Origin of the sequence: Acinetobacter sp. UBA5934, assembly GCF_002430855.1 — a bacterium.
Taxonomy (GTDB): Bacteria; Pseudomonadota; Gammaproteobacteria; order Pseudomonadales; family Moraxellaceae; genus Acinetobacter.
The window spans coordinates 1-14908 of sequence record NZ_DJDC01000028.1 but is presented as its reverse complement, the minus strand read 5'-3'; the positions used below and the strand labels follow the sequence as shown (position 1 = coordinate 14908).

At 41.6% G+C, this 14908-nt stretch carries 13 protein-coding genes; 8 read left to right on the top strand and 5 right to left on the bottom strand.

Features of this window, described 5'->3' with window-relative positions; translation table 11 throughout:
* Window positions 1–139: 139 nt before the first annotated feature.
* From B2Y23_RS02015 to B2Y23_RS02000, 4 genes are read left to right on the top strand one after another with little or no spacing between them, the layout of a single operon-like run.
* On the top strand, window positions 140–664 hold the full coding sequence (locus B2Y23_RS02015) for a low molecular weight protein-tyrosine-phosphatase (RefSeq protein WP_291368716.1): 525 nt from the start codon (window positions 140–142) through the stop codon (window positions 662–664).
* Between the two features lie 12 nt (window positions 665–676).
* Window positions 677–1711, top strand: coding sequence for a UDP-N-acetylmuramate dehydrogenase (murB, locus tag B2Y23_RS02010; protein ID WP_291368714.1), 1035 nt, complete (start codon window positions 677–679; stop codon window positions 1709–1711).
* A gap of 7 nt (window positions 1712–1718) precedes the next feature.
* A complete protein-coding gene (locus B2Y23_RS02005; protein WP_291368712.1) occupies window positions 1719–2846 on the top strand; it encodes a YdcF family protein in 1128 nt (375 codons plus the stop codon).
* On the top strand, window positions 2846–3889 hold the full coding sequence (locus B2Y23_RS02000) for an alpha/beta hydrolase (protein WP_291368710.1): 1044 nt from the start codon (window positions 2846–2848) through the stop codon (window positions 3887–3889). Before B2Y23_RS02005 ends, B2Y23_RS02000 begins: the two co-directional genes overlap by 1 nt.
* Before the next feature lie 379 nt (window positions 3890–4268).
* Here B2Y23_RS02000 and B2Y23_RS01995 read toward each other — a convergent pair whose 3' ends face one another.
* Both B2Y23_RS01995 and B2Y23_RS01990 read right to left on the bottom strand, forming a co-directional pair.
* Window positions 4269–5939 carry an FMN-binding glutamate synthase family protein gene (locus B2Y23_RS01995; protein ID WP_291368708.1) on the bottom strand — a complete coding sequence of 557 codons (1671 nt, stop codon included), beginning with the start codon at window positions 5937–5939 and terminating at the stop codon, window positions 4269–4271.
* 542 nt (window positions 5940–6481) lie between these two features.
* A complete protein-coding gene (locus tag B2Y23_RS01990; RefSeq protein WP_291368707.1) occupies window positions 6482–7483 on the bottom strand; it encodes a helix-turn-helix transcriptional regulator in 1002 nt (333 codons plus the stop codon).
* A 231-nt stretch (window positions 7484–7714) separates the two neighbouring features.
* Here B2Y23_RS01990 and B2Y23_RS01985 point away from each other — a divergent pair, with 231 nt between their 5' ends.
* From B2Y23_RS01985 to B2Y23_RS01970, 4 genes are read left to right on the top strand one after another with little or no spacing between them, the layout of a single operon-like run.
* Window positions 7715–9274, top strand: coding sequence for a circularly permuted type 2 ATP-grasp protein (locus B2Y23_RS01985; RefSeq protein ID WP_291368705.1), 1560 nt, complete (start codon window positions 7715–7717; stop codon window positions 9272–9274).
* Between the two features lie 24 nt (window positions 9275–9298).
* Complete coding sequence (locus tag B2Y23_RS01980; RefSeq protein ID WP_291354837.1) at window positions 9299–9901, top strand: alpha-E domain-containing protein; 603 nt, start codon at window positions 9299–9301, stop codon at window positions 9899–9901.
* Entirely contained in the window at window positions 9898–10677 is a 780-nt protein-coding gene (locus B2Y23_RS01975) for a transglutaminase family protein (protein ID WP_291354836.1), read from the top strand. The genes B2Y23_RS01980 and B2Y23_RS01975 overlap by 4 nt, the downstream gene beginning before the upstream one ends.
* 26 nt (window positions 10678–10703) lie before the next feature.
* A complete protein-coding gene (locus B2Y23_RS01970; protein ID WP_291354835.1) occupies window positions 10704–11444 on the top strand; it encodes a proteasome-type protease in 741 nt (246 codons plus the stop codon).
* Window positions 11445–11510: 66 nt separating this feature from the next.
* Here the strand turns inward: B2Y23_RS01970 and alr are convergent, their stop codons facing one another.
* The 3 genes from alr to rplI all read right to left on the bottom strand — a co-directional run.
* Complete coding sequence (alr, locus tag B2Y23_RS01965) at window positions 11511–12575, bottom strand: alanine racemase (protein ID WP_291354834.1); 1065 nt, start codon at window positions 12573–12575, stop codon at window positions 11511–11513.
* A 299-nt stretch (window positions 12576–12874) separates the two neighbouring features.
* Window positions 12875–14320 (bottom strand): replicative DNA helicase, encoded by a 1446-nt coding sequence (gene dnaB / locus B2Y23_RS01960; protein WP_291368703.1) that lies wholly within the window; start codon window positions 14318–14320, stop codon window positions 12875–12877.
* Window positions 14321–14578: 258 nt separating this feature from the next.
* The coding region (gene rplI / locus B2Y23_RS01955) for a 50S ribosomal protein L9 (RefSeq protein WP_291368701.1) at window positions 14579–14908 on the bottom strand (330 nt) is incomplete at its 5' end.

Sequence of the window (14908 nt, the reverse complement as noted above, 5' to 3'; positions counted from 1 at the left end):
GTTTGAAATTGAAAATGGCTCATCTATTGCTTCCTTTTTGATATCAAAATCAAGATTATTGTTTTAGTGTTCTATAGGATTCATCCTGTAAATAACTTAACATAAGACACCTGAAAATAAAGCAGTAATTGAGGTTGTTATGTCATCCAAAACGCCCTATAAGGTGTTATGTGTATGTTTAGGAAATATTTGTCGCTCTCCCACGGCAGAAGTTGTACTTAGACATTTTTGTGATAAACAGCAACTGAATATTATGATCGACTCCGCAGGAACCAGTAATTACCATCCCGGAAAAGCACCAGATGAGCGTAGTCAGAGACATGCGTTAAAACGCGGTTATGATTTATCATCGTTACGGGCGCGCCAGTTAAAGCCGCAAGATTTTCTTGAATTTGATCTTATTCTGGCAATCGATCATGAAAATTTATCTAATATTCAAGCACTTTTACAACAGACTCAAACGGCCTATGCTGCCAGTCAAATTCGGGCAAAAATTGCATTGATGAGTGAATACGATCAGAATTATCGCAAACAGGCTTTGCCAGATCCATATTATGGCGGGGCAGATGGCTTTGAGCGGGTACTTGATCAGTGTGAATCGAGCAGTCTGGCCTGGGTCGGCATTTTTAAACAACAGTTCAAACAACAGATCGATGTGAAATAAAGGTTTAAGCACATGAATATTCAAACTCAAATTCAACTTAAGCCTTTTAATACCTTAAGTCTTGATGCGACAGCATCACATTACTGCAAAGTTCAATCTACAGCTGAACTGGTTGATGCCTTGAATTATGCCAAACAGCAGCAACTCAATGTTTTGATTCTGTCTGGCGGCAGTAACATGCTTTTGCCTAAAACAATCAATGCGCTGGTGATTCATATGGATATTCAGGGCATTGAAGATATTGTAGAAGATGAACACAGTAAAACCATTCGTGTAGGGGCAGGACAAGTCTGGCATGACTTTGTACTCTGGACCACAGAAAATCATTTATATGGTCTGCAAAATCTGGCGCTTATTCCAGGTCTGGTAGGGGCTTCTCCGGTACAGAATATTGGTGCCTATGGCGTAGAGGCAGGCGAGTTTATCGAGTCGGTACAGGTGTATGATCGTCAGTCAGAGCGATTTAGCACGATTCTTGCCGCAGACTGTGATTTTTCATATCGACATAGTGTTTTTAAAGATGATCCGAATCGTTTTGTGATTACTCATGTGACTTTTAAATTGCTTAAGCAAGCACATTTAATGTTGAATTATGGGGATCTGAAACATGCGGTAGGCGAGGAACAGACGGCTGAGAATCTGCAAAAACAAGTGATACAGATTCGTCAAAGCAAATTGCCAGATCCAAAAGAATATCCTAATGTGGGAAGTTTCTTTAAAAATCCGATTATTTCAGAGCAGCTTTATGACCATTTAGCACAGACATTTCCGCAATTGCCCCATTATCCTCAGGCCAAAGGTGGCGTTAAAATTGCAGCAGGTTGGTTGATCGATCAATCAGGCTGGAAAGGGAAAAAACTGGGTATGGTGGGCATGTTTCATAAGCAGGCCTTGGTGTTGGTCAATTATGATCAGGCCGATCTGGCGGATGTTCAAGCCACTTACCATGCTGTACAACACGATGTGCAGCAAAAATTTGATATTTTGTTAGAGCCTGAACCGGTATTGTTTGATGAAACAGGTTTAATCCGTTCACATATGGAATAAGTAAAAGATGGTGAAATCACATTGGATGGTACGACTGGTACAAATAGCTTCTGTGCTATTTGTATTGTTCGGCTGTTTCATGGTTTTGCTTTATTCACCATTTTATTCTGGTTGGGTGGTGAGTGCATTGAACAGTTTTGTGCCTGTAGAAGTGAATCAGGTGGCGGCAAAGAGTCAGCAAATGGCCGCCTTAAGTGAACATGAAAATCTGGAGCCGGGTTCCAGAGTCTGGATTGCCCGTCAGGCCTATCTCAAACTGATGGAAGAGGCAATCCAATCGCATAATTCACAGGATCTGGTCTTGATTCAGGCGCGTTATAAAGCCTTGCAACAAACCATTGAAGATGCCCAGCTCCAAGAGAAAGAACAACAGGACAAACCACAAGTGCCGCTGCTGGCAAAACCGGTTGAGGTTGCTTCTGAAGCAGAAGATCCAACGCAAACGGTCAAAGATTTGCTGGATTTGAACAGTACTGAAAATCAAGCCTTAATGGAAAAATATCTGGATTTTCTGCGGACACATGAAATAGAACAGGAAAAGGTGGCTGGAGAAGCTGTAGACGAAACCATCTATCAGGATATTGCCCTGATTCATGAGCAAAATGAACAATCACAGCCGCAAACTTCTAAACCTTATGCGATTGTGGTGCTGGGTGGTGGGCTGACACTAGATAAAAATAGCAAGGATATTGTGGTCAACAAATATACCCGCCTGCGCCTGGAAAAAACCTTAGCCATAGAACAGCAGTACCGGTTACCGATTGTGCTGAGTGGTGTAGAAGCCCCGTATATGCAGCGCTGGTTAAAAGCGCATGATGTTGATGCAAAATTGCTGGAAGACCGCAGTATGAATACCTGTGAGAATTCACGCTTTAGCTCGTTATTGTTGCAGAAAAAAGGCGGAGCGCCACGAGTGATTTTGATTACTGACCGTTATCATATGCCGCGTACACGTCGTTTATTTGCATTGAATGGTATTGAAACTGTACCGGTAGAAGCGCCGATGCCAACACGTCTGACAAACTGGCGTCCAAGTGAACAAAATTATGACCATAGTCGCCGTGCCAATTATGAAATGTTAGCCACTATTCGTGATATCTGGTTTGGTTCCAGTGATTGCCGAGAGGTACCTTAATGCCCGATATTCCATTTTTGAATCCTGCCATTTTAAAACAGCTGGATTTACCTATACCCAGTCGAGAGACTACTCCGCAATTGCTGGAAGCATTAAATCTGAATAAGCCCTATCAGCCTTCAGTTGAAATACAAGCCTATCGTAAATTATATGGTTTGCATTTACTGGATTGTGAGCACTGGCAAGGTTATGTGCAAATGCCTTTATTTAAATTGCATGTCCAAGTATTTCAACCGAATCTGGAAAAAATTGCCTTGCCGAAAATACGAGGCACGGTATTTTTACTACATGGCTATTTGGAACATAGCGGAATTTATCAGCCGATAATTCGTGAATTGCTCGAACAGGGCTTCAGTGTCATTACTTATGATTTGCCCGGTCATGGCCTCAGTGACGGTTCGCCGGCAAATATCAAGAATTTTGATCATTACCAGCAGGTATTGCATGCGGTTTATCATTACATTAAAAATGCCGAGCAATTACCAAAACCCTGGTTAGGCATCGGGCAGAGTACCGGTGGCGCCATCTGGATGCATCATTTACTTGAATTTGCCCAGCGTCGGGAAAATCCCTATGTAGACCGTGTGTTATTGCTTTCACCGCTGCTTCGACCAGCCAAGTCGGCATGGTGGCATAATTCGGTGGGTCTGGGCATTATCCGACGGATTAAGCGCCAAGTACCGCGGCATTTTAGACGTAATAATCATAACCCTGAATTTTTGCGTTTTGTCCGTTTAAAAGATCCTTTACAGCCGCGCATGATGGGAATGGACTGGATTTTAGCCATGTCAAAATGGATGCAGGAAATGGAAGCGCGTCCCGCTTGCCGGATTCCAGTCTGGCTGGCACAAGGTGCACAGGATCAGACGGTTGACTGGCGCTATAATATTGAGTTCATTCGACGTAAGTTCCGTTTGCAGACCTTATTGATGCTGGAAGAGGGCTCACATCAGCTGATTAATGAACGTGCTGATATCCGTGCGGCCTTAACCGGGTTAATTCCGGCTTTTTTACATGCCCAAAGCTCGTCTGGTTATTATTGATTTACTTTGCATGACTACCTGAAAGAGGCTCATGTGGCACTGCTGTCCCACAGTTAAATTCCAGGTGTTTGATTTGTGAGTGTGGCAAGGATGCCACACGTTCCCCATCACGACAGGATGTCGTGTATGGGGAATAAAGACTTTTGCCTACTTTTGGTCTGTCAAAAGTAGGGTTCAGCCTACACAAAGTGACTTGATCTTTTAAAGAAAAGACAAGGCTTTGAAGAAAAATTAAATATAAATATTAAATACTTAAATGCAGAATGTCATCATATTGATTCGGTGCTGAAAATAAAATTCAAATTATGGGACAGTACTGGCCCATGTAGCCTCTTTGTTGATTCTTTGAAATGCAATTCACTTTGAATTTGTACCGTGATTAAAACCGATCTGCATGGGCTAAATTCCAGATCCGATAATAGAAGTTTTCGGTATCTTCAGCTTTGCAGTTGAGTAATTCACCTTCTTTTAACCAGAAGTGTAGCTGGGCGTAGTTTTTGATTTCACGGTCATTAATGCGCTGGGCTAAATGATGTGGCTTGATATCCGCTGGATGTTTTAAGCCGGCGACTGCAATCATTTCGGATAAGGCACGCAGGGTATTTTTTTGAAAGTTCAAAACACGAACGGCCTTGCTGGGAACATGCAGGGCTTTTTGCCGTTCCTGGTCTTGCGTGGTAACACCGACCGGACATTGGTTGGTATGACAACTTTGCGCCTGAATACAGCCTATGGCAAACATAAAGCCACGTGCCGAATTGACCCAGTCTGCCCCAATCGCCATGGTACTGGAAATATCAAAAGCACTGATAATTTTGCCGCTTGCGCCTATCTTGATTTGATTTCTTAAACCCGCACCGACCAGGGTGTTATGGACAAACAATAAACCTTCCCGTAAAGGCGTACCCACGTGGTCAATCAGTTCAATCGGGGCAGCACCGCTACCACCTTCAGAGCCATCTACCACAATAAAGTCCGGTACAATTTGAGTTTCCAGCATGGCTTTGACAATACTCATAAATTGCCAAGGCTGGCCAATGCAGAGTTTAAAACCCACCGGTTTACCGCCAGACAGTTCACGCAGTCGCTGGATGAAATGCATCATTTCAATGGGGGTGCTAAATGTAGAATGTTGTGCTGGAGATATGCAATCATGTTCCCGGCTCACTCCACGGATCTGGGCAATTTCTTCTGAAATTTTGCTTTTAGGCAAAATTCCGCCATGACCCGGTTTTGCCCCCTGAGACAACTTGATTTCTATCATCTTGATTTGCGGTAACCGGGCTTGCTTGGTAAATTTTTCTGGATCAAACTGTCCTTCCAGGGTACGGCAGCCAAAGTAGGCACTACCCAGCTCCCAAACAATATCTCCGCCATTTTCCAGATGATAAGGACTGATACTGCCTTCACCGGTATCATGGTAAAAATTGCCCATTTTCGCCCCTAGATTCAATGCGCGAATGGCATTGGCACTCAGGCTACCAAAACTCAGGGCAGAGATATTCATAATGGAAGCGCTATAGGGCTGCTTGCATTGATGATTGCCGATTTGAATACGGAAACTTTCAGGATCGGCCGGTTTGCATGGGGTAATGGAATGGGTGATAAAACGATAATCTTGCTGGTAGACATTAATCAGAGAACCAAACGGTTTATCGGCATTTTTATTCTTGGCACGTTGATAAACTAGACTGCGCTGCATCCGTGAAAATGGCAGGGCATCCTGATCGTTTTCAATAAAATATTGCCGGATTTCCGGACGAAAATCTTCAAAAATAAAGCGGAAATGTCCCATAAGGGGATAATTTTTCAGGATTGAATGTTGATTTTGCAAGATATCATATACGCCCACAAGCGTCAGGATTCCAGAGATCAGCCATAGAGAGTTCAGAAAAGTATCTGAAAGAAAATAATGAATAGACTGAGGCTCATAGATAATTCGAAACCAGCTAATCGTTAAGGTAATAAAAATACAGCTAAACCAGACTGAGTATCGGGAGAAAAAAGTATTTAAAAGTCGATGTCTGACGGCTTGGGCTGGAACTGGCATTTTCATGTTTTCCATTGAATTATGCATAACATGAATCTGCCTATTTTATATACACTGTACAAGTTCTGATTTGTAAAACCGCGAAGAGTGAATCAGGGTAAATCTTAGGCCTTAAGGTTGAGTACAGGCATTCTGGAATTGAATGAAAATTGGACGGAATAGCGGTGAGTGATATATAGGCGATATATAAATACAGGGAAATAGAAATTCAGAATAAATGCTTAATCAATAATCAGCTTAACACTGCTGATCTTATGATTTCTCAAAGCTGATATTGTGGATTACATTAATTTTAATTTAGGCACAGAGGTAAATGATATGACCATGAAATCCATTCGATATAAAAGCGGGGACTTGGCGTGCTAAAGCGCGATATGCTTTTCTCCCTATGTAAATTCAATTGTCATCAAGCTTTATTTGGGGTTAACACAATAAAGCTTGATGTTCTGGAAACCTACAAGACAATACTAACAATAGATCCAAGCAGAAATACTCTATAGTCCCAAAGATTGGGACTTTTTTTATGCTTTAGGTAAATGATTTTATTCATCAGCAATTTGACGAACCGCGTTAAAAACTTCAATTGGCTCAATATGCTGAATCTTGTTGCCGAATCCTCTTAACCACCAGACCAGTTGTGAAGTAAAAGGTACGGTTGCGCTAATTTGCGCTAAACCATTAGTCAGTTTTTCAATCGTCTGGTCTTTGCTGAGCTGGCTTTCATCAAAATAATGTGCATCATCTTCAGTCATGGTTAGTTTTAATACTACATTTTCAGTCGGCTTGGTATAGTCAACTCTAAAGCCTAAGGCACCGGATTCAATATAGGCATCAATATCAAAGTTTACCGGGTGCATCGCGCGCGAATTTAGCACAATTGCCGATCTAAAACGATGCAGGGCAAAGGTCTGAATGTCGGTTTTATCATGCCGGGTACAGATTAAATAAATAATTGCCCCTTTTTGTACCAATGCTAAGGGATTCAAAATATAGGTTTTTTCTTCACCTGAATGGCTACGGCCCTGATAAACACATTCAAGCTGCTTGTCTTGTAACAAGCCCTCATAGATGGACTGCTGCGCCAGTTTATCCACTACAGGGGGAATCAGTGGTTGAGTCGCCGGGACAATACGCACGCGGTTAATCCATTGCCGTACATTGTTCTGGGTCGACAAGCTGCGACGCGCCAGATCGAACCAAGGGTTCATTTCTTCAATCAGGCTAGGGGGCAACAGGTGTTTTAAGTGCTCTTCGACCATCATAAAGGTGACTGCTTGCGAGCTGGTCATATGAGGCAAACTTTGAAGCGGTGCATCGGAACGCCAACGCCAGCCTTGAGGTACAGTTTTACTACTTTCGATAGGAAAACGTAATGAGATCTGATTTAGATCACGTTGAATGGTACGCAAGCTGATATCAATACCTTCACGTTGCAAAATTTCCTGCAATTCACGCGTGCCCATCCATTTCCCGGTAGAAAGACGAGATAAAATTTGCCACTGACGATACAGGCTATTCGAAGTTTCTTTTTCTTGTGAAGACATAACTAAAATTAAAGATCGAGTAGGTTGTTTATATATCCATTAAATAAGGAACACAATAAAAAAACTGAATTTTTTCGCAAGTATTGCTGCCTGATACGCCACATATTTTGTTTCATCTTCATACAAAAATACTTATGAATAAACATAACAGGCATAGAACAATCACATAAGGAGAGATTGGCATGTTTGTTGCTAACTTTTATTTACAATAGATAAAAAAATGAGGTTTGTATGCTTAAAGAGAATCAAGATACAAATTCGATTGCTTCATTAGAAAATTTTGCGAACAGTAATATAGGGACCGATCACAGCGTGACTACAGTAACTCAGGTAAAGCCACAGAATAAGGTAAATGCATTATTTCAACAATTTAAATCACATTTTTTTAATGAGTTAGTTGATGATCGAAATATGTCGGGGGAAACCTGCCAAAAAATCGAACACTGGTTGTCGCAGCATACTCTGGAAGAACTAAAGCAACTGAATCAGGCGGCTAAAGAACATTTTTTATATGAGGGCATTACGTTTACTGTATATGGCGAATCGGAAGGAATTGAAAGAACCATTCCCTATGATTTGATTCCGCGTGTAATTGAAAAAAAACAATGGAACAAAGTCTCGCTAGGCTGTGCACAAAGGGTGCGCGCACTGAATTTATTTTTACATGATATTTATCATCAACAGGATATTTTAAAAGCCAATATAGTGCCGGAGTTGCAGGTGATGGCGCATGAAGCTTATCAACCACATATGTATGCTCATGATCTAAAAGGAAAAATTTACAGTCAAATCAGCGGTATCGATATTATCCGTGACCGTCATGGTGAATTTTATGTGCTAGAGGATAATTTAAGAACCCCATCTGGCGTGTCTTATATGCTGGAAAGCCGAAAGATTAGCCAACAGTTAATGCCACAACTTTTCCAGCAAAATAATGTGCTGGCTATTGAGCAATATCCTCAGTTACTCAAAGAAATCCTGGCTGAAAATGCCTATGTAGACAATCCTTTTATCGTTGTCCTGACGCCAGGTCGTTATAACAGCGCATATTATGAACACTCTTTTCTGGCAAGGGAAATGGATGTGCCTTTAGTGACATCACGTGATCTTTTTGTAGAAAACGACAAGGTTTATGTCAAAACGATTCGTGGCAGGCAGCAGGTTGATGTAGTTTATCGAAGAGTCGATGACGACTATCTCGATCCTTTATGCTTTAAACCGGAGAGTACATTGGGCGTTCCCGGCCTAATGTCGGCGTATTTAAACCACAATGTGGTGATTGCCAATGCACCAGGTACCGGTGTAGCAGATGATAAATCGATTTATCCATATGTCGATAAAATGATTCATTTTTATTTGGGTGAGCAGGCTATTTTAAAAAATGTACCGACTTATTTATGCCGGGAAAGTGAAGATCTGGAGTATGTCTTATCCAATCTGGAACAATTGGTGGTGAAAGAAGCCCAAGGCTCGGGCGGTTATGGCATGTTAATTGGTCCGCATGCATCGGCTAGCCAGATTGAATCTTTTAGAGACAAAATTATTGCGGCACCGCATTTGTATATTGCACAGCCAACACTCGATTTATCGGTTTGCCCGACTTTGAATGATTTTGGGGTGGCAGAGCGACATATCGATTTAAGGCCTTTTGTACTCAGTTCGCCCTACAGAACAGAAATCGTACCGGGTGGCTTAACCCGGGTGGCGATGCAGGCAGGGTCACTAGTGGTAAATTCTTCACAAGGTGGTGGCGTTAAAGATACCTGGGTTATCGATAACCTGCATTCATAAACCTCTAACCCTGGGAAGGAAATTATGATTTTATTAAATAGCAATGCTCAGCATATTTTTTGGTTAGGTCGATATTTAACCCGGATTCAATATGCATGTGGCCAATTTCCGTTTCTGGAGAATGAAGAAGCGTTGCAATACGCCCATGCTTTTTGCTTGCCTGCTTTTGATGCAAGTTCACTTAATTCATTATTACTCGATGCTGAACAGCCTTCATCTTTTCATCAACAATTTCAATATGCCAAAGATAATATTCAGGACTTGCGCGGGGTATTGACAGCAAAAGCCTACGCCGAATTGAATCAGCTGATTAAAAATGCCAATGCCAATGCGACTTATATCTGTGATGTTGCAGCAGATTGCCACGATGTTATAGAAGCTGAATCTGAAGATGTGTTTCTGTTTTTTAATTTGGGACAAAATATTGAGCAGCTAGACCGGCAAATTCGTTTAAAACAAGACCAGAGCATAACTTTGGAAAATCTTGATAAAATTGTTGATTTATTGGCACAGATTGGCTGGGACAGGCTGGATCGTGCCTGGCAGAAACTTAAATTAAACCCGGATAGTAAGAATTTTTATCACTTTAGTGATCATATTCAAAACCTGTTTGAGGTAGATATATGAAGTTGATGATCAATCACCAAACGCATTATCAATATAGTGATCAGGCCTGCAACAGTATTCAGTACATTAAAATGATGCCAAGCAGCAATGCGCATCAGCAGGTTTATTGCTGGGATGTGAGTGTGCCGGGGCAAAAAGAAATAAAAAACGACGCCTTTAATAACATCTGGATTACCAGTTCACAGCGACAACCCTATCAACATATGTCTATCATGGCGCAAGGTATTGTCGAAATTAACCCGGATACGCAATTCGGGGTAAATATTGACATCAATCCGCAAATATTTTTGCAGCCTACAACAAGCACGCTGTGCAATGCAGCCATGAAAAGTTTTGCCGAATGCTATGTGCCCCGGATCAACCGGGCTAACTTGATGGTGCTTTCTGAAGCAATACTCAATTATATTCCTTATACGCCTGACCGTACTTCGGTGCACACTTCGGCAATTGACGCTTTTCAATGCCAAAAAGGGGTGTGTCAGGATCATAGTCATGTCTTTATTGCGATGTGTAAACATTTGGGCTTGCCGGCCCGTTATGTATCAGGTTACTTGTTTGTACCTGATACTTCTCATCTGGCCAGTCACGCTTGGGCAGAGGTTTTTTTTGAAAATACGTGGTATTGTTTTGATACCAGCAACCAGTTATTTACCCCGAATGCACATATTTATGTTGCCATTGGTCGGGATTACTGGGATGTTGCGCCAGTGCGAGGCATACGGGAGCGCGGGGGAACTGAATCCATGCACTCTATCGTTCAAGTGCTCGCTTGCTGAAAATTTAAAGTCATAAGGAGTTTCTCATGACTTATTGTTGTGCGCTACGGTTAAAAGACGGTCTGGTTTTTGTAAGTGATACCCGTACCAATGCAGGGGTTGATCACATATCGGTATTTCGTAAGCTCTATATTTTTGGTATAGAAGGGGAACGATTTTTAACGATCCAGACATCGGGGAATTTAGCCACAACCCAAGCCGTGATTGGTCATTTAAACAATCATCTGGAACTTAAACAGGAACCGAACTTATATAGTGTTAATACTATGTTTGAAATGGCGGAACTGGTGGGGCATACCCTGAAAAAAGTGATTGCCGATGTGGTTGAAGATGCTCACACGCATGAACAAAGTAATTTTTACTGTAGCATTTTGCTGGGCGGGCAAATTCAAGGCTCAGAAATGCAGCTGTATAATATTTATCCGCAAGGTAATTTTATTTGTGCAACAGAAGATACGCCTTATTTTCAGATTGGCGAAAGTAAATATGGCAAGCCGATACTTGACCGTGCCTTAATTTATGAAATGCCTTTAGATGAAGCTGTACGTTGTTGTTTAATTTCTTTTGATTCCACCTTACGTTCTAATGTTTCTGTGGGTATGCCACTCGATACGGTGGTGTACAAAAAAGATTCTTTACATATTCCGAATGGCAAACGGATTTATGAAGAAGATCCATATTTCTGGAAACTCAGTAAACAGTGGTCAGATACTTTGCGCCGTGGCTTGCAGGAATTACCTATCCCGACGGATGATTACCTTGATTAATAAGCGCTTATAAAATTAAATAAAAAACCCAAGTAGAAACTTGGGTTTTTTATTGGCTTTTAAATATTATTTTCTTAGCGGACGTGCACTTAAGCGACATAGCAGTTCATAACCAATGGTGCCATTAGCTTCAGCAACATCATCAACCAGACGGTTTTTACCCCACAGTTCGACTTCAGTCCCCAATGGTGCATCCATACCGGTTACATCAATGGCAATCATATCCATCGCAACGCGGCCAATAACACGGGTTGCTTGACCATGAATTGCGACATAGTTCTGTTTAGGGAAAGCGCGAGGGTAGCCATCACCATAACCAATGGAAACAATGGCCAGGTCCATTTCCTGGTCAGAGGTAAAGGTTGAACCATAACCGACATGTTCACCCGCCTGAATATGGTTAAGCGCAATAATTTCCGCACTAAAGGTCATGACTGGTTTCAGGTCCAAATCATGTACTGATCGATCTGCAAACGGTGATGCACCATACAGCATGATTCCTGGACGAACGAAATCAAAATGTAATTCAGGCCATTTATAAATGGCAGCCGAATTACAGCAAGAACCCATTACAGGTGCACAAGCCTCTTTGACTTGCAGGAACTGATTTTTTTGTTGTTCATTTAAAGGATGATCGGCATCCGCATTGGCAAAGTGCATGGCAAGTACACAAGTAAAACCTTCAGCTTTTAATGAATTAATTACTTCAATGATTTCGGGTACTTTAAACCCAAGACGGTTCATACCGCTATTCAGCTTAACCCAAACTTTTAATTTTTTACCAATGTAAGCGGCTTTATGTCTACGTAACCAGTCTACTTGTTGCTGATGATGTACCACACATTCAATATTGTTCTCTACCACAACCTGCATTTCATCTTCAGAAAAAATGCCTTCAATCAGGGTAATCGGTTGCTGATAACCAAGCTCACGTATTTCTAAAGCTTCTTCCAGGCAGGCGACACCAAAGGCATCCGTTTCTCCTAAGGCTGCTAAACAGTCTTTGACTCCATGTCCATAAGCATTGGCCTTAACCATACTTACAATTTGAGCAGTTGGTGCAAGTTGTTTGACACGGTTTAAATTATATTGAAGGGCTTCTCTATCAATATAAACTGTTGCTTGGCGCACCCTAGTTACTCCTTGGGGTTACAATGAAACATTACAGCAATTTGTTATCGCAAATTGCTTATAAGCTACGTAAGAATATTATAGATATGCTTGGTGATCTCAGTTCTAAAAATGAGGAACGTAAGCAAAATGGAGAGTGATATTGTAGTCCTCTGACTGGAAATAAACACTAAATTAAAGTGTATTTTTCACCAAATTTTAAACAGGAAAAATTTATGCAATATTCAACAATGATGAATTAAAGTCATAGAATGAGAAAAATAACAAAAAACGAGGTCAGCGCCCCGTTTTTTTATGTCTTATTCTTCATCATCATACTGCGAATAGAACTCAGGTGATAAATTACTAAAGCGGGTATATTGACCTTCGAAGGCCAGACGCACAGTACCGATTGGTCCATTACGCTGCTTGCCGATAATAATTTCAGCAGTACCGGCTTCTTTGGACTCCTTGTTATAAACCTCATCACGGTAAATAAACATAATCAAATCGGCATCCTGCTCGATCGCACCGGATTCACGCAAGTCGGACATGACCGGACGTTTATTCGGACGGTTCTCCAGCGAGCGGTTAAGCTGTGAAAGTGCAATCACCGGACACTGCATTTCTTTTGCCAAAGCTTTTAAGCTTCGGGAAATTTCCGAGATCTCGCCGACACGGTTATCACCCATACCGGGTACTTTCATCAGCTGTAAATAGTCGACCATGATACAGCCAATTTTTCCGCCATGCTGTTTGGCAATACGACGGGCACGGGCGCGTAATTCCGTAGGAGGCAGGGCAGAAGAATCATCAATGTACAGGTTTTTTTCTTGCAGCTGTAAAATGGTTCCAGTCACTTTAGACCATTCATCACCGTCCAGTTTACCTGCGCGCAAATGGCCCTGATGCACTTTACCGTAGGCAGAAATCAAACGCATCGCAATCGAGTCTGCTGGCATCTCCATAGAGAAAACCAGGGCAGGCAAGTCACAGTTAAACAGCACACTTTCCACCAGATTCATGGCGAAGGTGGTTTTACCCATAGATGGACGTGCCGCGACAATAATCAAGTCACCAGCCTGCATACCTGAAGTTTTATTATCCAGTTCCACGAAGCCTGAAGTTAAACCGGTAATATTACCTTCCATTTGAGAAAGTTCATTTAACTTGTCAAAAACATCGGCGACTACGGCATTAATCGGTTTCGGGCCTTGTGCCTTGGCATTGTTGTTATGCTGCTCAGCAATGGAAAAGATATTGGTTTCAGCCAAATCCAGAATTTCACTGACACTGCGACCTTTGGTGTCATAGGCATTCTGTAAAATTTCAGAGCTGACTTTAATCATGCTGCGTAAAGTTGAAAACTCTTTAATTTTATTGCCATAGGTTTCCAGGTTATAAAAACTGGAGGGGGAATCTGCCATCAATTGCATTAAATATTCTTCGCCGCCGACAGCATCAAGCAGATTCTGTTTGATCAGCCAGTCATTGACCAGAACCGCATCATAAGGCGAGTTTTCCTGGGCTAATTTTTCGATGGCACGGAAAATATATTTATGCCGGGTTGCGTAGAAATCATTTTCATTTAATACATCACCGACTTGCTCAAAAGATTCGGCTACCGTCATCAGCGCGGCAAGAACCGCTTGTTCAATTGCCAAGTTGTGCGGAGGGGTACGAAATTCTTTGAGTTGGCCTGACTCATTTGCTTTATTATCTGATTTAGCTGAGTTAAGCATAGCGCTGGCATTCGCCTGTGACATATAAAACCCTAATTTTAAATGCAATAAATGAGTAATTTGAAAAAAGTGCCGAAGAATAAAAAAGGTATTATCTTCGTATAAGCAGATGATACGCGCTCTTAAAAAAAATGCGAATCGAAAATTTCATTTATTTAAGTGGTTAAAAACAGTCAAAATAAATGAAGTAAACAAGAACTTGAGCAGCTGATTCAACTATTTTGACTGTTTTTAAAGATAAAAAAAGAGCATGCAAAAGCATGCTCTTTTTCTTGCAAGAAATTACTCAGATACGATAGTAACGAGAACTTCAGCAACAACATCATGATGCAATTGGATTGCGATGTTGAATTCACCAGTGTGACGAAGCGCACCGTTTGGTAAACGAACTTCTGCACGGTCAACTTCTAGACCAGCATTAGTTAAAGCGTCAGCGATGTCACGAGTACCGATAGAACCGAATAGTTTACCTTCGTCACCAGCTTTAGCAGTGATTACGATGTTCACTTCGTTCAATTGGTCAGCACGTGCTTGAGCAGCAGCTAAAACGTCAGCTTCAGCTTTCTCAAGTTCAGCACGACGAGCTTCAAAAGCAGCAGTGTTAGCTTCAGT

Coding starts and splice junctions, on each gene's coding strand:
- B2Y23_RS02015 (WP_291368716.1), top strand. CDS start 140: ATGTCATCCAAAACGCCCTATAAGGTGTTATGTGTATGTTTAGGAAAT.
- murB (WP_291368714.1), top strand. CDS start 677: ATGAATATTCAAACTCAAATTCAACTTAAGCCTTTTAATACCTTAAGT.
- B2Y23_RS02005 (WP_291368712.1), top strand. CDS start 1,719: ATGGTGAAATCACATTGGATGGTACGACTGGTACAAATAGCTTCTGTG.
- B2Y23_RS02000 (WP_291368710.1), top strand. CDS start 2,846: ATGCCCGATATTCCATTTTTGAATCCTGCCATTTTAAAACAGCTGGAT.
- B2Y23_RS01995 (WP_291368708.1), bottom strand. CDS start 5,939: ATGCCAGTTCCAGCCCAAGCCGTCAGACATCGACTTTTAAATACTTTT.
- B2Y23_RS01990 (WP_291368707.1), bottom strand. CDS start 7,483: ATGTCTTCACAAGAAAAAGAAACTTCGAATAGCCTGTATCGTCAGTGG.
- B2Y23_RS01985 (WP_291368705.1), top strand. CDS start 7,715: ATGCTTAAAGAGAATCAAGATACAAATTCGATTGCTTCATTAGAAAAT.
- B2Y23_RS01980 (WP_291354837.1), top strand. CDS start 9,299: ATGATTTTATTAAATAGCAATGCTCAGCATATTTTTTGGTTAGGTCGA.
- B2Y23_RS01975 (WP_291354836.1), top strand. CDS start 9,898: ATGAAGTTGATGATCAATCACCAAACGCATTATCAATATAGTGATCAG.
- B2Y23_RS01970 (WP_291354835.1), top strand. CDS start 10,704: ATGACTTATTGTTGTGCGCTACGGTTAAAAGACGGTCTGGTTTTTGTA.
- dnaB (WP_291368703.1), bottom strand. CDS start 14,320: ATGTCACAGGCGAATGCCAGCGCTATGCTTAACTCAGCTAAATCAGAT.